The sequence below is a fragment of the Pseudomonas sp. A genome (assembly GCF_056270345.1).
Map to the genome: position 1 here is coordinate 2,889,607 of NZ_CM149873.1, position 16,431 is coordinate 2,906,037.

Below are 16,431 nucleotides of genomic sequence, written 5' to 3' on the forward strand. Positions count from 1 at the left end.
CAGGGGCCCGGATGGGCAGCATTGAATAATTTGATAAGGGGCAGTGAGATGAATGCAACCACGCGTGACAACGGCGGCCTTCGGCAACGGGACCTCGACGCCCTGGTCCGCGCCGAGCACGCCGACCCATTTGCCGTGCTGGGTCCCCATGGCGACGGTGCGGGCGGCCTGTTCGTCCGCGCTTTCCTGCCCAATGCCCTGAATGCACGACTGCTGACGCGCCAGGATGGGCAAGTGCTTGCCGAAATGGTGCAGGGCAGCGTGCCGGGGCTGTTCACCGCGCACCTCGATGAGGCACAGGCCTACCTGCTGCAGATCGGCTGGGCCGGCGGCGAGCAGGTGACCGAGGACCCCTACAGCTTCGGCCCGCAACTGGGCGACATGGACATGCATCTGTTCGCCGAAGGCAACCACCGCGACCTGGCCGGGCGCTTCGGCGCCCAGCCCACCGTTGTCGAAGGCGTCGCGGGCGTGTGCTTCTCGGTGTGGGCACCCAATGCCCGGAGAGTGTCGGTGGTAGGCGACTTCAACAACTGGGACGGCCGCCGTCACCCCATGCGCCTGCGCCACGGTGCCGGGGTGTGGGAGCTGTTCGTGCCCAGGCTCGGCGTGGGCGAAACCTACAAGTTCGAAGTACTGGGCGCGGACGGCGTGCTGCCACTCAAGGCCGACCCCCTGGCCCGTGCCACCGAACTGCCGCCGAGCACCGCCTCGAAGGTGGCCGGTGCCCTGGCCCACGACTGGCGCGATGGCCAGTGGATGGAGCAGCGCACCCACCGGCATGCCTACAGCGCGCCGCTGTCGATCTACGAACTGCACGTCGGCTCCTGGCGCTGCGAGCTGGACGATGCCGGCGAAGTCGCGCGCTTCTACAACTGGCGCGAGCTGGCCGAGCGCCTGGTGCCCTACGTGCAGGAGCTGGGCTTCACCCATATCGAACTGATGCCGATCATGGAGCACCCCTTCGGCGGCTCCTGGGGCTACCAGCCGCTGTCGCTGTTCGCGCCGACCTCGCGCTATGGCAGCGCCGAGGACTTTGCCTTCTTCGTCGATGCCTGCCACCAGGGCGGCATCGGCGTGCTCCTCGACTGGGTGCCGGCGCATTTCCCCACCGACGAGCATGGCCTGGCGCGCTTCGACGGCACCGCGCTGTACGAGTACGACAACCCGCTGGAAGGCTTCCACCAGGACTGGAACACGCTGATCTACAACCTCGGTCGCAACGAGGTGCGCGGCTTCATGCTGGCCTCGGCGCTGCACTGGCTCAAGCACTTCCACATCGACGGCCTGCGCGTGGACGCGGTGGCCTCGATGCTTTACCGCGATTATTCGCGCAAGGCCGGCGAATGGGTGCCCAACCGCCACGGCGGGCGCGAGAACCTCGAGGCCATCGACTTCATCCGCCACCTCAACGGCGTCGCCGCCCACGAAGCGCCGGGCGCGCTGATCATCGCCGAGGAGTCCACCGCCTGGCCCGGGGTCAGCCAGCCGGTGCAGCAGGGCGGTCTGGGCTTCGCCTACAAGTGGAACATGGGCTGGATGCACGACACCTTGCATTACATCCAGAACGACCCGGTGCACCGCACCTACCACCACAACGAGATGAGCTTCGGGCTGATCTATGCCTATTCCGAGCATTTCATCCTGCCGATCTCCCACGACGAGGTGGTCCACGGCAAGCATTCGCTGATCGACAAGATGCCCGGCGATCGTTGGCAGAAGTTCGCCAACCTGCGGGCTTACCTGGCGTTCATGTGGACCCACCCGGGCAAGAAGCTGCTGTTCATGGGCTGCGAGTTCGGCCAGTGGCGCGAGTGGAACCATGACCAGCAACTGGACTGGTACCTGCTGCAGTACTCCGAGCACCAGGGCGTGCAGAAGCTGGTGGCCGACCTCAACCGCCTGTACCGCGAACTGCCGGCGTTGCACGAGCTGGACTGCCAGCCCCAGGGCTTCCAGTGGCTGATCGGCGACGACGCGCATAACAGCGTGTACGCCTGGTTGCGCTGGAGCAGCCAGGGCGAGCCACTGCTGGTGGTGGCCAACTTCACGCCGGTGCCGCGGGAGGGTTACCGCATTGGCGTGCCGTTTGGCGAGCACTGGCAAGAATTGCTCAATAGCGATGCCGAGCTGTATGCCGGGTCGAATGTGGGGAATCTGGGGGCGGTAGCCAGCGAAGCGATCGCCAGCCATGGCCAGCCATTGTCGCTGGCGCTGAACCTGCCGCCGTTGGGGGTGTTGGTGATGAAGCCGGCCTGATGGTTTCCTCTCTCCCTGTAGGAGCGGCCTTGTGCCGCGAAAGGGCTGCAAAGCAGCCCCGGCGATTGATGCATCAACGCTGAAATCCTGGGGCCGCTTTGCGGCCCTTTCGCGGCACAAGGCCGCTCCTACAGGAGTGCGGTGGTCGTCTACCAACGCATCCTGACCCCAAGGCTGCCAATCAACCCATTCAGGTCATTGTCATCCACATCGGAGCTGTAGTCGGCACTGACGAACAGCGCCACGTTTGGCGTCACCCGGGCCACCAGGCCCAAGCCCAGTTCAACCGTGGCGGCGCTGCGCGAGCTGGAGATCTTGTCGACCTGGTCCAGCTTCACCGGGTCGGCGTTGCTGAAGTCGTACCAGACGTTGGTGCGCACATAGGGTTCGATGGGCATGCCGCGCACTTCGTAGCGCGCCGACAGCTTGGCGCCGACCCGGCCGCTCCAGCTGGGCTGGCTGTCGAAGGCCTGCAGGGTTTCCTCCTGCACCTGGCTACCGGGGAAGAACTGCTGGTTGATCAACTGCGCCTGGGGCTCGATCACCCAGCCGGCGCCCAGGCCGATGGGGTAGCCGCCCTCCACCGAGAAGGTCATCGCGTGGCCGCTGTCATCGAGCCGCTGGCCGGCCTGGGAGCGGCCGTTGACGTCGATGCGCGTGCCCATGGCCACGGCGTCCACGTGCCAGCCCTGCTCGTGGGTCATGCTCCAGTACACGCCCAGGCTCTCGCCGCTGAGGTTGACCGCGTCGCGCTGCTTGTCGCCCAGCAGCGGGCGCATGCCGTTGAAGGTGCTCTGCAGGTTGTTGTGGCCGACGAAGATCCCCGCGCGGTGCACGTTGCCGCCGCTGGTTTCACGCACGAACAAGTCCGGTCCGATCATCATCTGCTGGCTGGGCGCCTCCACCTGCGCCGGCGGCTGGGCGCCCGGGCGCGGCGCGCCGGGGAAGAACTGCGCCCACTGGCTGGCGATATGGTCGCTGTCGGGCTGGCCATGACGTTCACCCATGCGCTCGGAGAAGGCGCTGAGCAGGCCCTGGTTGAGGCCGCTGACGCTGACCGGATCGAGCGACAATCGTGGCACCTCGGGCTGCGCCAGGACAGGGGCGAAGGGTTCGCCCTCCTGCGATTCGAAGGCGAAGGTTTCCACCGGGGTTGCCAAGAGCAGCGACGTGGAAACCGCACAGAAAAAAGCGTCGAAGCGCGAGGGATTCGAGGTGCTTTTCATGGCGGATCTCCTGTTGATGTATGAGTGAACAGCCCAAGACCTGGCCTGATGTCACGAGCTGTACGACAAGAACAGGGGGCGACAGGTACCAGCGCACCAGCCTTCTGCAGAGCGCACGAGGGCGCGCGCTAGAGGCCCGGCACGAGTTTTTACGTCTGGTGATTACTGTTCAGCTAAGGAGAGGACGGCGCTTGCGTCAAGAAAGCGTGAAAGGATCGAAAAATGCCTGTTTGACTATTTAACTTGTTGAATTTGCGTAAATTTGAAAGACGCATATCGATAATGGTGATTTACCGCCTCGCGGCTATGCCGAATCGTTGCTACAACCGCACTTCTACCGCCAGCGGCAGATGGTCGGACAGGTGGGTCCAGGGCTTGTTGCCGAGGATTCTCGGTGCGTGGCTATCGGCGTTGCGCAGGTAGATGCGGTCCAGGCGCAGCAGCGGCAGGCGCGCGGGGTAGGTGCGGGCCAGCAGGCCGTGGTGGCGCTCGAAGGCCTCGTGCAGGCCGTGCTGCAGCCCGAGGGTGTGGTTGCCGCGCAGCTGCCAGTCGTTGAAGTCGCCGGCGATGATCACCGGGGCGTTGGCGGGCAGGGCGTCGAGCAGCCGGCGCAGCAGGTGCAGCTGTTGCTGGCGGTGGCGCTCGAGCAACGACAGGTGCACGCAGATGGCATGCACCTGGCGCTGCCCGGGCAGGTCCAGCACGCAGTGCAGCAGGCCGCGGCGCTCGGGGCCGGTGATCGACACGTCGAGGTTGCGGTGTTCGATGATCGGGTACTTGGACAGCAGCGCGTTGCCGTGGTGGCCGTCTGGGTAGACTGCGTTGCGGCCGTAGGCGAAGTCGCTCCACATGCTGTCGGCGAGGAACTCGTACTGCGAGGTCCGTGGCCAGCCGGGGTAGCGCGCGGCATGGCGGTCGTGGCTGCCGAGCACTTCCTGGAGGAACACGATGTCGGCCTCGGTGCTGCGCACCGCCTCGCGCAGCTCCGGCAGGATGAAGCGCCGGTTGAAGGCGGTGAAGCCCTTGTGGGTGTTGACCGTCAGCACCTTGACCCGATGCACGGCCGGGGCCTGGTTGACGTTGGCGAAACCTGGACTGCTCACGACGGCTCCTGCTGGTAAGTCACGTTGTGGGAGCGGGCTTTGTGGGTCCCAGCCCTTTCAAGTGTTGATAATTGGCGTCCGGCTTGGACTTGCCGGGGTCGCTTTGCGACCCTTTCGCGGCACAAGGCCGCTCCTACAGGGTACGCGGTCGCCTGTAGGAGCGGCCTTGCCGAGGCGTCGGACCGGCCGGAAAGGGCTGCAAAGCAGCCCCGGCAATCTTGAACTGGACTGGTCATCCCCAAAAATCGCAAAAACCTTGAAAGTCATGAGTGTAGGACCGAAAACGCCCATTGCAGGTTCACTCCTCCTCCCGCTGCAGCACCAGCAACAGCAACGACCGCCCCTTGACCTCGAACACTGTGTCGAACGCCAGGTGCTGCGGCTTGCGCAGCTCGGGTCGGTCGGTGTCCACCAGGCAGCTCCAGTAGTCGCCCTCCGGCACCGCCGGCAGGGTGAACGGCACCACGTCGTGATAGGCGTTGACAATCAACAGCATGGTTGCCTCGGCGCCCGGCCGGGCGATGCCGCTGACCTGGGCGCGGCCGTCCATCAGCATGCCCAGGCAGCGCCCGTGCGGGTCCTCCCACTGCTCGACGGTCATCTCGCTGGCATCCGGGGCCAGCCAGGTGACGTCCTTGACCCCGATCACCTCGTTGTAGTCGCCGACCAGAAAGCGCGAGCGGCGCAGGATCGGGTAGGCCAGGCGCAGGCGGGTCAGGCGCCTGACGAAGGCCATCAGCGCCTTGCCATCCTCATCCAGGTCCCAGTTCACCCAGCCGATCTCGCTGTCCTGGCAGTAGGCGTTGTTGTTGCCGTGCTGGGTGCGGCTGAACTCGTCGCCGGCGACGATCATCGGCGTGCCCTGGGCCAGCAGCAAGGTGGCGAAGTAGTTGCGCATCTGGCGCATGCGCAGGGCGTTGATCGCCGGGTCGTCGGTGGGGCCTTCGACGCCGCAGTTCCACGACAGGTTGTTGTTGGTGCCGTCCTGGTTGTTCTCGTCGTTGTCCTCGTTGTGCTTGTCGTTGTACGACACCAGGTCGCGCAGGGTGAAGCCGTCGTGGGCGGTGACGAAGTTGACCGAGGCATAGGGGCGCCGGCCACGGTTGTTGAACAGGTCGCCCGAGGCGGTGATGCGCGAGGCGAAGTCGGCGAGCATGCCTTCGTCGCCTTTCCAGAAGCTGCGCACGGTGTCGCGGAAGCGATCGTTCCACTCGGCCCAGCCGGGGGCGAAGTTGCCCACCTGGTAGCCGCCCGGGCCGCAGTCCCAAGGTTCGGCGATCAGCTTGGTCTGGCTGAGCATCGGGTCCTGGCGGCAGGCGACGAGAAAACCGTGACGCTCGCTGTAGCCGTCGTGATAGCGGCCGAGAATGGTCGCCAGGTCGAAGCGAAAGCCGTCCACGTGCATCTCGCCGGCCCAGTAGCGCAGCGAATCGGTGACCAGTTGCAGCACCCGGGGGTGGCTCAGGTCGAGGGTGTTGCCGGTGCCCGAATCATTGATGTAGAAACGCCGGTCGTCGGGCATCAGGCGGTAGTACGAGGCGTTGTCGATGCCTCGCATCGACAGGGTCGGGCCGCGTTCGTTGCCCTCGGCGGTGTGGTTGTAGACCACGTCGAGGATCACCTCGAGCCCGGCGTCGTGCAGGTGCGCGACCATTTCCTTGAACTCGGCGATCTTGCCGCTGGCCAGGTAGCGCGGATGGGGCGCGAAGAAGGCGATGCTGTTGTAGCCCCAGTAGTTGTTCAGGCCCTTGTCCAGCAGGTGCTGGTCGTTGACAAAGGCGTGGATCGGCAGCAGTTCGATGCTCGACACGCCGAGTTCCTTGATATGCGCCAGCAGCTCGTCGTTGGCAAGCCCGGCGAAGGTGCCGCGCAGGTGCTCAGGCACCGCCGGATGGCGCATGCTGATGCCGCGGGTGTGAGCCTCGTAGATGATCGTGCGCTCCCAGGGGATCGACACGCGCTGGTCGCGGCCCCAGGTGAAAGCCGGGTCGATGACCTTGCACTTGGGCACGAACGGCGCGCTGTCGCGCTCGTCGAACGACAGGTCGGCGTCGGGGTGGCCGATGGTATAGCCGAACAGCGCCTCGGACCACTGCAGCGTGCCGACCAGCTGCTTGGCATAGGGATCGATCAGCAGTTTGTTGGGGTTGAAACGGTGGCCGTTCTCGGGCTCGTAGGGGCCGTGCACACGGTAGCCGTAGACCAGGCCCGGGTGGGCGTCGGGCAGGTAGCCGTGGTAGATCTCGTCGGTGTACTCGGGCAGCTCGATGCGCTCGATTTCCTCCTCGCCGCTGGGATCGAACAGGCACAGCTCGACCTTGGTGGCGTTGGCCGAGAACAGCGCGAAGTTGACCCCCAGGCCGTCCCAGGTGGCGCCGAGCGGAAAGGGCAGGCCTTCGCGGATGCGCGACGGGGCGACGGAGCGGGTCTTCTTCGGGGTGCGGGGGCTCATGGCGGTCCTCATGGTCCGGGGCGTTGCCTGGGTGTCAATGCGGGCCTCTTCGCGGGTAAACCCGCTCCCACAGGTGCATGCAACTCCCCTGTGGGAGCGGGTTTACCCGCGAAGAGGCCAGTGGAGTAATCAGCCGGCAGCGGGCTTTTTCACCGCCCGCGGTTTCTTGGCTGCCACCGGTTTTTCCACCGGCGCCGCTACCTTCGGCTTGGCCGCCGCCTTCTTGCGCGGCGCAGCCTTGGGCGCCAATGCCTCGGCCTCGGCCAGCTTGCGCGCCATCTGCCAATGACGGTCCTCCTGGCCCGCCGGCTTACCCTCCGACTCCCAGATCTGATACGCAAACTCGCGAATACGCTTTTCTTCGACACTCATCACGACGCTCCTGAATGCAGTTAGGCATGTTCAATCAACAGGTTGACCGGAAACTCCATCAGCACGGCGCTCAACATCAGCTCCCTTGAAGGGGTGACAGCACCGCCGCCGAAAAGTCCCGAGCAGTTGGCAGGCGACAAGGCAAACGGCAGGACAAGCCGGGTATCGTCCCAGTTCTGTGCCGGGATCAACGGGGTGGCGGCCGGGCCCAGCAGGGTGCTGGCCAGCCGCGGTACGACGATGATGGCGCGGGCGTCCTCGCCCAGGCGGGCGAAGGCCAGCACCTTGTCGGCATGGCGCCCGCGCACGGCAAGCGGCAGGTAGGCGCCACGCTGGAACAGTTCGGGGTGGGCCTGGCGGGCGTCCAGCACCCGGGCCACCAGGGCTTGCTTGAGGCGGCCGTCGCGCCAGTGGGCGAGCAGCTCGGCCAGGGGCGTGGCATCGTCCAGGCTGGCGCGTCTTGCAGGGTAGTCCACCGGGCGGCGGTTGTCCGGGTCGACCAGCGACAGGTCCCAGTACTCGTTGCCCTGGTACAGGTCCGGCACGCCGGGCGTGGTCATGCGCAGCAGGCATTGCGCCAGGCCGTTCAGGGCGCCGGGGCAGGCCAGGCGGCGCGCCGCTTCGTGCAGGGACTGGCGCAGTTGCTGGTTCTCGTCGTCCAGCAGCAGGCCGTCGACATAGGCTGCGCAGGCCTGCTCGTAGCGTTCGTTCGGCGCGGCCCAGCTGCTGCGCAGCTTGGCTTCGCGCAGGGCCTTGCGCTGCCATTGGCGGATGCGTTCGGCATAGGCGCGCAGGGCCGCCGGATCCTGCAGGTCGAGGGTCAGCGGCCAGCTGCCGAGCAGGGTCTGCAACAGCAGCAGTTCGTCGCTGGGGCTGGGGGCCTCGCCATCGTCCAGTGCCTCGCGCAGCGGCGCGGCCAGTTCGCGCCAGTGCTCGACACGGCTGGCCAGCCAGGGGCCGTGTTCGCTGAGCACGGCCAGGCGCGCCCGGCAGTCCTCGCCGCGCTTGTGATCGTGGGTGGCGGTGGCCAGCAGGTTGTCGGGAAAATCGCGCAGGCGGCGCTGGGCTTCGTTGTGGAACCAGGTCGGCGCGGCGCTGAAACGCTCGGCGTCGAAGCCCACGTCGTTGCGCGACAGCAGGCGGGCCGAGCGATAGAACGCGGTGTCCTCGACGGCCTTGGCGGCGCTGGGCGCGGTCAGTTGCTGGAAGCGCACGCAGGCATGGCGCAGGTGCTTGCGCGGTCGGCCCGGCGGCAGGCGGCGCCACGGTTGACCACCGAGCCAGCGCTCGAGCTGCTCGAGCAGCGGCCAGTCGGCTTCGCCCAGCGACTGGCGCGCCCCGGCCAGCGCCTGCTGGAAGAACGCCTCGTCCTCGGCGGGTCGGCCACAGGCGTTGATGTAGGTGCGATACACCGGGTAGTGCTCGACCAGGGCCTGCAGCGCCCGGCGAATGGCGCCGAGGGTGAGGTCGCGGTTCATCAGGTCGTCGCGGGCCACCTGCAGCAGGGCCTGGGCCACCGACTCGCAGTCGCCGGCCAGGCTGGCGTTGAGCACCAGGTGGCGGGCGCTGCGCACCTCCTCGGTGAATTCAGGGCGCTCGCTGACGGCGCTCCACAGCTCGCCCAGCGGCCCCTCGCCAGCGGGATCGTGCTGCAGCAGCGACACCTGGTTCATGAACTCGTAGCCGGTGGTGCCGTCGGTGAGCCAGTCACGGTGCAGGTGTTCGTCGGTGCCGAGGATCTTCTCCACATAGATCGGGAAGTGTGCCAGCGCGGCATCCAGTGGCCGTCGCGCCAGCAAGCGGTCGACCCGGCGGCGCAGGTTGCGGCAGTAGCGCCGTGGCTCGGCCAGGCCGTCGATATGGTCGATGCGCAGGCCGTCCACCAGGCCGCGCTCGATCAGCTCGAACAGCTTGGCGTGGGTGGCCTCGAACACCACGGCGCGCTCCACGCGCAGGCCGCCGAGTTCGTTGATGTCGAAGAAGCGTCGCCAGTTGATGTCGTCGGCGGCGGTGCGCCAGCTGGCCAGGCGGTAGGTCTGGCGCTCCAGCAGCAGGTGCAGGCGCTTGAAGCTGGCCTCGGTGCGGCTGTCGAAGGCATCGAGGGACGATTGCAGGTTCGCGCCGGCGGTGGCCAGGCGCGCCAGTTCGTGGTGCAGGGGCAGGGCCGCGGCCAGCGGGTCGCCGGCTTCCCCGAGGGCGCTGAAGTGCGCGGCCAGTGCCTGCAGTCGCGGATCCTCGGCCTGACCGAGGATGCGCCCGTAGTCCAGGGGGCAGATCGGGAAGCGATGTTCGTGGTGGGCGACCTCGAAACGGCCGTGCTGCGTGTCGAAGGTCAGCGGGATCTCGCCGTTCTGCAGGGCCACGCCGTAGTCGCTGCCGAGGAACGGCAGCAGTAATTGCCCGGCCAGCAAGGGGTCGCTGGAATGCCACTGGATATCGAAGAATTCCGCATAGGGGCTGCGCCGGCCCCAGGCCAGCAGGCTCTGCCACCAGGGATTGTCGGCGCCGCCCACGGCCATGTGGTTGGACACGGTGTCGAGGATCAGCCCCATGCCGTGCTGGCGCAGGGCGGCCACCAGGCGTTCGAGCGCCGCCTCGCCGCCAAGCTCGGGGTTGACCCGGGTCGGGTCGACCACGTCGTAGCCATGCCGGGAGCCGGCGCGGGCGGTGAGGATCGGCGAAGCGTACAGATGGCTGACGCCTAGCCGGGCGAAGTAGGGCACCAGCGGCACCGCGTCATCCAGGGTGAAGTCGCTGTGCAGCTGCAGGCGCAGGGTAGCGGTCAACGGTTTCATCGATCACGCTCCCAGGCCTGTTCGCGGGCCTGGGCCAGCAGCTCCAGGCGGCGGGCGGCGTCCTCGTCGTCGAGCAGGTCGCGTACCGGCGCCTGGAAGCGCCGGCGCCAGTTGGGGTGGCCTTCGGTGGTGCCGGGTAGGTTGGGTTGCTCGTCGCTGCCCAGCAGGTCTTCCAGCGGCACCAGTACCAGCGGCGCGCGGGTGTGGCCAACGTAGCGGATCGCCGCGTCGATCAGCGCGTCGTCGCCGCGCAGTGGTCCGTAGTTCTGCTCCAGGGTGCGGCGCAGGCCGTCGCGCTCCAGGGCCCGGGTGTGGCGCCAGTGCAGTTCGGTGGCGGCGTCGATCAGTTGCAGGCGATGGTTCCAGTCGATGTCGCGACCCACCAGCCAGCCGGCCAGGGGCGCCAGATCATGGGTGCCGGTGGTGGCCAGGGCGTTGTCCGGCCAGTCGAGGATCGGCTTGAACTGCCCGGGCGCGGCCTGCTCGAACGGCAGCACGCGCATGCCCAGCACGGCCTTGTCGGCCAGGCGTTCGCGCAGGCCCTCGGGCACGGTGCCCAGGTCCTCGCCGAGGATGATCGCCTGGTGCCGCGCCGATTCCAGCGCCAGCAGGCGCAGCAGGTCGTCCAGCGGATAGTCCAGGTAGGCGCCTTCGCTGGGTGTGGCTCCACGGGGGATCAGCCACAGCCGGCGCAGGCCCATCACATGGTCGATGCGCAGGCCGCCGGCATGGGCCAGGTTGGCCCGCAGCATCTCGATGAAGGCGCGGTAGCCGTTGCGCTTGAGGCCCTCGGGGGAGAAGGCGCAGATGCCCCAGTCCTGGCCGGAGCGGTTGAGGATGTCCGGCGGTGCGCCGACCTTGAGCTCGGCCAGCAGTTCGTCCTGGCGGCTCCAGGCCTGGCTGCCGGCGCCGTCGGCCCCCACCGCCAGGTCGGCGATCAGGCCCACCGCCATGCCGTTGCCGCGCGCCGCGTCCTGGGCCCGTTGCAGGCTGCGCTCGGTCAGCCACTGGCAGAAGGCATGGAACTCGACCCGCGCCGGGTAGGCGTTGGCGAAGGCCTCGACCTCGGGGTGGTAGGGATCGTGCCAGGCCTTGGGCCAGCGGCGCCAGTCGGCGCCCAGGCCGGTACTGACCGCCTCGGCCTGCAGCACTTCGAAGCGGCAATGGTGCTCCAGTTGCTCGCCGGCGCTGGCGCGGAAACTGTCGAAATCCTGGCGAAGCGGATGCTCGCCCTGGCTGAACTGCCGGTAGAGCGTCTCGAGCAGGCGCAGGCGGGCGTCGGCGGCCCGTGGCCAGTCCACCAGGGCCTGTTGTTCCAGCGTGTCGAGTGTCGCCTGCAGGTCGCAGGCCTCGATGGCCATGCGCACCTCGCGCTCGCCAAAGACGACACCGGGGCTGGCGTAGAGCACGTTGCGCAGCAGCCGGCTGGAGGGCGAGTAGGGGCTGAAGTGGCGCTGGTCGAATGCCGACAGGGTGTGGATCGGGCTGATCGCCAGGGCATCGGCGCCGCGCTCGGCGGCGTTGCGCGCCAGTTGCTCCAGGGCCAGGCAGTCGCCGTAGCCGCCATCGCCTGGGCGGCGCAGGCTGTACAGCTGCGCCGCGATGCCCCAGCAGCGCGGCGGTTGCTGCTCGACGCGGTCCTCCAGGGCATGGCAGCGCGGCGGTGCCACGGCCACGCTGAAGCTGCGCCCATCGATGTCCACGCGGTGGTAGCCCAGCGGCAGCTCGCCCGGCAGGCGCGCCTGGGCGTCCAGGGCCAGGTTGCGCTGGCTGCCGTCCTCCAGGGTGCAGTGCGCCTGGCGGTCGGCGCTGAAATAGCGTTGCAGGTCCAGGGGCTGGCCGACATCGACGGTCAGCAGCGGCGGCAGGTGTTCGCTGTCCTCGGCCTGCTCGACGGCGCGCAGGCTGGCGGCGATGGCGGCGGCATCGTCGGCCGGGTGGCCGAGGCCTGCGAGCACCCGGCGCAATACCTCGTCGCTGACCTGCTGCGGGCGGTTGTTGGCGTCGATCCAGTCGCGGGCCAGGCCGACCCGCGCGGCCAGGCGATGGAGGGGCTGTTCGCTCATGGCGTCTCCTGGTCGGGGGGCAGCAGGCTGACCACGCAGCTGTGCGCGGCAAGGGTCGAGTCGGGGTGGGCGTTGTCGCTGCTGTCGTACAGGCGCCGTTGCAGGGCGGGCAGCGCGACCGGCTGGGGCTGGGCGGCGAGGTTGAGGTCGATGCGCAGCTCGCAGCCGTTGCCCAGGCGCCAGCGGGCGGTCAGCGCCTGCTCGCCGAGCACCTCGGCGCCGAGGGCGCGGGTGCCGGGCAGGTGCGCGATGACATGGCGCCGGCGCAGGTCGAGCAGTTGCTGGTACAGGCCGTGCCAGCCGGCCAGCACGTCCTGGTGCCGGGGCCGGGACGAGGCGAAGGTCGCCTCGGCATTCGGGTCGGGGATCTGCTCGCGTTTTTGCGGGTCTGCGAAAGCGTCGAAATGGGCGAACTCGCCGCGCCGTCCCTCACGCACCGCGTCGGCCAGCTCATCGTGAAAATCGGTGAAGAACAGGAACGGCTCGCGGCTGCCGTCCTCGTCGCCCATGAACAGCAGCGGGATCATCGGCGCCAGCAGCAACAGCGAGGTGGCAGCGCGCAGGGCCGGCGGCGGGCAGAGGCGGGTAAGGCGTTCGCCCAGGGCGCGGTTGCCGACTTGGTCGTGGTTCTGCAAAAACAGCACGAAGGCGCTCGGTGGCAGGTGGCCGCTGGGTTCGCCCCGTGGCGTACCGTGGCGGTCGGGCTGGCCCTGGAACACGAAGCCTTCGGCCAGGCAGCGGGCCAGCTGGTCGATCGGTCGGTCCTTGTAGTCGGCGTAGTAGCCTTCGGTCTCGCCGGTCAGCAGCACATGCAGGGCGTTGTGGCCGTCGTCGTTCCATTGCGCGTCGAAGCCCTGTTGCAGCAGCGCGGCCTGGTTGTGCTCGTTTTCCAGCACCAGCCACACCTGCCGCCCGGGCTCGACGGCGGCGCGCACCCGCTGCGCCAGCTCAACGAGAAAGTCCGGTTGGTCGATGGCGTGCACCGCGTCCAGGCGCAGGCCGTCACAGCGGTAGTCGCACAGCCACATCAGCGCGTTCTGGATGAAATACTCGCGCACCTCGGCGCGGCGAAAATCGATGGCCGCGCCCCAGGGCGTCTGCCGGTCCTCGCGGAAAAACGGGCTGGCGTAGCGGTGCAGGTAATTGCCGTCGGGGCCGAAGTGGTTGTAGACCACGTCCACCAGCACCATCAGGCCGTGGCCGTGGGCCTGGTCGACCAGGCCGCACAGCGCCTGCGGCGTGCCGTAGCTGTGCTGCGGGGCGAACGGCAGCACGCCGTCGTAGCCCCAGTTGCGCGCGCCGGGGAACTGCCCCAGGGGCATCAGCTCGATGGCGCTGATGCCCAGCTCGGCCAGGCGCGGCAGCACCTTGGCCACGCCGTCGTAGCCGCCGAGCAGGCCCACGTGCAGCTCCTGGATCACCGCCTCGTGCCAGGGTCGGCCCTGCCACGGGTGCCGCCACGGATAAGCGTCGACATCCACCAGCGCGCTGGGGCCGTGCACACCTTCGGGCTGATAGCGCGACGCCGGGTCGGGCACCTGCAGCTCATCGTCGATGCAATAGTGGTAGTGCTCGCCCGCCTGGCAGGGGCCGACACCGGTGTACCAGCCATCGCCGTCGGGCCGCAGCGCCAGGGGCGGCCGCTGCCCGATCGCCACGCTCACGCTGCGCGCATCCGGCGCCCAGAGGGCGAAGCGCGCCGACGTGGCGTCCATCAACTGTGCGCCATGCTTGTGCATCGCCGGCTCTCCGCTCAGTAGTGGGCGTGCTGCGCCTGCCTGACCAGGTCTTCGTACAGCCGGGCGTAGGGCTCCACCGCCTGGCACCAGTTGAACGGCTGGGTCATCGACAGGCAGCGCATGGCGTTCAGCAGGTTCTTCTTGCCGTACACATAGAAGGCGCGGGCCAGGGCCTCGCGGTAGCTGTCGACGGTCGAGTCGTCGAACAGGAAGCCTGTTACACCGTTGTCGATGGTGTCGGCCAGCCCGCCGGTGTTGCGCGCCACCGGCAGCGAGCCGTAGCGCTGGGCGTACATCTGGCTCAGGCCGCAGGGCTCGTAGCGCGATGGCATCAGCAGGAAATCGCTGCCTGCGAACATGCGCCGGGCGTCGGTCTCGTTGAAGCCGATGCGCACGCCGATACGCCCAGGATGACGCAGGGCCAGCTCGCGCATGGCCTGTTCCTCCTCGGGTTCGCCGCGGCCGATGATGGCGATCTGACCGCCCTGTTGGACGATGTAGTCGGCCACTCCCAGGGTCAGGTCCAGGCCTTTCTGGTAGACCAGCCGCGACACTACGGCGAACAGCGGCCCGTCCGACGGCTCCAGTTCGAACAGCTCACGCACCTGCTGGGCGTTGCGCGCCTTGCCGGCCCAGTCGTTGAGGCTGAAGTTGTGGTGCAGGTGCTGGTCGGTGGCCGCGTCCCAGCTTTCGTCGATGCCGTTGGGGATGCCGCCGAGCAGCCCTTGTTGGGCCTTGCTGGCAAGGAAACCGTCCAGGCCGCAGCCGAACTCGGGGGTGGTGATCTCACGGGCGTAGGTGGCGCTGACCGTGGTGATGTGGCTGGAGTAGGCCAGCCCGGCCTTGAGGAACGACAGCTTGCCGTAGAACTCCATGCCTTCCTGCTGCATGGCGTGGTCGGGGATCGCCAGCTCCGGGCTGCAGCCGCGGCTGTACACGCCCTGGTAGGCCAGGTTGTGGATGGTGAACAGGGTCGGCGTGCTCAGGCCGCGCCAGTGCATGTAGGCCGGGGCCAGCCCGGCCGGCCAGTCGTGGGCGTGCACCAGGTCGGGGCGCCAGTGGGCCATGCCTTCGCCGGCGGCGATTTCCGCCGCCGCCAGGCCCAGGCGGGCGAAGCGAATATGGTTGTCGGGCCAGTCGCGGCCGTTGTTGGCGCCGTAGGGCGTGCCGTCGCGCTGGTACAGCTCGGGGCAGATCAGCACGTAGATCACCAGGCCGTCGGCCAGGTCCATGCGCCCGATCTTGCACGGTGGCAGGGCCGCATGGCCGCCCAGTTCGCCGACGATATGGATGGGGTTGTCGCTTTCCATCACCTGGCGGTAACCGGGGATCAGCACCCGCACGTCGTGCAGGTGCGCCAGGGCGCGGGGCAGGGCGGAGGAGACGTCGCCCAGGCCGCCGGTCTTGACCAGGTCGGCGATCTCCGAGGTGACGAACAGGATCTTGCGCTTGTTCGGATTGTGCTGGCGCTGGGCGCCGGGTGCCTTGACTGTCGGGGCGAGCGCCGATGGCAGCGGCTCGCGGCTATCCGGGTTGAATGACTCTACGTGAGGTTCGACAGCGGCACTGATCATACTTCTCTCCGTCCCTTGTTCTGGTGTGTGCTTAACGTTGGCTCGTGGGTGTGCTCTCTGATCGTTGTTGCATCTTCGTAGTGCGGTCCTTGCCCCAGATACGTGCGCGCAGGCACGGCACGTTCGGCATTCCGGCCGAAAGACGTATGAACTGGTTGGGGTGGGCGGGCTTGACGTGAGGAAGTCCTTTTGCGTCGGCCCACTTAAGTCCTGACCTGCCCGTGTTCTGCAAAGTTCGACTTTTTTACGTCACTTTTTTATGAGCAAAACGCGGGCCGAAACTGGAGTGTAGGAGACGAAATGCGAGAAAAGTGACCCGTTGGTCATTTTTCTCGAGGGCGTTTGTCCGCGCAAACGTTGGCGAGTTGTTGCAAAATATGAGGGTCGCAGCGCAACGCAACGGGTTCGACCCGCGACGGGCGCGATACGGCAACAGGAAAGGGCGTCAGCGAGAGGGTGGGAGCCAGGGCGCTCCCACACGGGATGGGTGAATCAGAGACCGGCGGCCTTGCCTTGCACGCGGGCCTGCTCCAGCAGCAGGTTCAGCTGGGCGACCTGCTGGCGCAGCTGGTCACGTTCGTCTTTCAACTGGCGCAGCTCGTCGCGGCGCACGGTGACGTAGAGGGTCTGGGTGGGAGTGGCTGGCATCAGGGTACCCATGGCACACCTCGCATGGCTGGTGACAATTTGAAGCGTAGTCGCTTCGCGCGGCGCGCATTCTGAATTCTTCGCAGGCCCTTGGGAACTTTTTTGTTTATCGTTGTCGCCCCGTTCGTCGGTGAACCCTACGCCAGAACGCTGGACTAATCTGAAATCGTCAATTGTTGTAAAGCAAAACCAACGGG

10 protein-coding genes are annotated in these 16,431 nt (G+C 67.5%); 1 reads left to right on the plus strand and 9 read right to left on the minus strand.

The features are described from left to right. Positions 1–48: 48 nt before the first annotated feature. Positions 49–2,259, plus strand: a complete 2,211-nt coding sequence (gene glgB / locus AC0MAZ_RS13150) for a 1,4-alpha-glucan branching protein GlgB (RefSeq protein WP_475861349.1) — start codon at positions 49–51, stop codon at positions 2,257–2,259. Positions 2,260–2,408: 149 nt separating this feature from the next. On the opposite strand, the gene AC0MAZ_RS13155 is transcribed toward glgB, so the two are convergent. The 9 genes from AC0MAZ_RS13155 to AC0MAZ_RS13195 all read right to left on the minus strand — a co-directional run bounded on the left by AC0MAZ_RS13155 (position 2,409) and on the right by AC0MAZ_RS13195 (position 16,246). Continuing rightward, positions 2,409–3,485, minus strand: a complete 1,077-nt coding sequence (locus AC0MAZ_RS13155) for an autotransporter domain-containing protein (RefSeq protein WP_232855908.1) — start codon at positions 3,483–3,485, stop codon at positions 2,409–2,411. Between the two features lie 320 nt (positions 3,486–3,805). Next, positions 3,806–4,588 carry an endonuclease/exonuclease/phosphatase family protein gene (locus tag AC0MAZ_RS13160; protein WP_254464663.1) on the minus strand — a complete coding sequence of 261 codons (783 nt, stop codon included), beginning with the start codon at positions 4,586–4,588 and terminating at the stop codon, positions 3,806–3,808. Between the two features lie 298 nt (positions 4,589–4,886). After that, positions 4,887–7,040, minus strand: coding sequence for a glycogen debranching protein GlgX (gene glgX, locus AC0MAZ_RS13165; protein WP_475861351.1), 2,154 nt, complete (start codon positions 7,038–7,040; stop codon positions 4,887–4,889). Positions 7,041–7,169: 129 nt separating this feature from the next. Next, positions 7,170–7,412 carry a DUF2934 domain-containing protein gene (locus AC0MAZ_RS13170; RefSeq protein WP_203647330.1) on the minus strand — a complete coding sequence of 81 codons (243 nt, stop codon included), beginning with the start codon at positions 7,410–7,412 and terminating at the stop codon, positions 7,170–7,172. Positions 7,413–7,432: 20 nt separating this feature from the next. Further along, on the minus strand, positions 7,433–10,207 hold the full coding sequence (locus AC0MAZ_RS13175) for a malto-oligosyltrehalose synthase (protein ID WP_475861352.1): 2,775 nt from the start codon (positions 10,205–10,207) through the stop codon (positions 7,433–7,435). Beyond that, positions 10,204–12,273, minus strand: a complete 2,070-nt coding sequence (gene malQ, locus AC0MAZ_RS13180; protein WP_475861354.1) for a 4-alpha-glucanotransferase — start codon at positions 12,271–12,273, stop codon at positions 10,204–10,206. The genes AC0MAZ_RS13175 and malQ overlap by 4 nt, the downstream gene beginning before the upstream one ends. Next, on the minus strand, positions 12,270–14,012 hold the full coding sequence (gene treZ, locus AC0MAZ_RS13185; RefSeq protein WP_475861355.1) for a malto-oligosyltrehalose trehalohydrolase: 1,743 nt from the start codon (positions 14,010–14,012) through the stop codon (positions 12,270–12,272). The genes malQ and treZ overlap by 4 nt, the downstream gene beginning before the upstream one ends. A 14-nt stretch (positions 14,013–14,026) precedes the next feature. Beyond that, positions 14,027–15,586: a glycogen synthase GlgA gene (gene glgA, locus AC0MAZ_RS13190; RefSeq protein WP_232855912.1), complete on the minus strand. Its 1,560-nt coding sequence runs from the start codon at positions 15,584–15,586 to the stop codon at positions 14,027–14,029. Between the two features lie 492 nt (positions 15,587–16,078). Further along, positions 16,079–16,246 carry a DUF6026 family protein gene (locus AC0MAZ_RS13195; protein WP_220037411.1) on the minus strand — a complete coding sequence of 56 codons (168 nt, stop codon included), beginning with the start codon at positions 16,244–16,246 and terminating at the stop codon, positions 16,079–16,081. Positions 16,247–16,431 lie beyond the last annotated feature (185 nt).

What these genes read in the sequence shown, in the direction of transcription:
- treZ (WP_475861355.1), bottom strand. Translation starts at nt 14,012, where the DNA reads ATGCACAAGCATGGCGCACAGTTGATGGACGCCACGTCGGCGCGCTTC.
- glgX (WP_475861351.1), bottom strand. Translation starts at nt 7,040, where the DNA reads ATGAGCCCCCGCACCCCGAAGAAGACCCGCTCCGTCGCCCCGTCGCGC.
- malQ (WP_475861354.1), bottom strand. Translation starts at nt 12,273, where the DNA reads ATGAGCGAACAGCCCCTCCATCGCCTGGCCGCGCGGGTCGGCCTGGCC.
- glgA (WP_232855912.1), bottom strand. Translation starts at nt 15,586, where the DNA reads ATGATCAGTGCCGCTGTCGAACCTCACGTAGAGTCATTCAACCCGGAT.
- AC0MAZ_RS13175 (WP_475861352.1), bottom strand. Translation starts at nt 10,207, where the DNA reads ATGAAACCGTTGACCGCTACCCTGCGCCTGCAGCTGCACAGCGACTTC.
- AC0MAZ_RS13195 (WP_220037411.1), bottom strand. Translation starts at nt 16,246, where the DNA reads ATGGGTACCCTGATGCCAGCCACTCCCACCCAGACCCTCTACGTCACC.
- AC0MAZ_RS13155 (WP_232855908.1), bottom strand. Translation starts at nt 3,485, where the DNA reads ATGAAAAGCACCTCGAATCCCTCGCGCTTCGACGCTTTTTTCTGTGCG.
- glgB (WP_475861349.1), top strand. Translation starts at nt 49, where the DNA reads ATGAATGCAACCACGCGTGACAACGGCGGCCTTCGGCAACGGGACCTC.
- AC0MAZ_RS13170 (WP_203647330.1), bottom strand. Translation starts at nt 7,412, where the DNA reads ATGAGTGTCGAAGAAAAGCGTATTCGCGAGTTTGCGTATCAGATCTGG.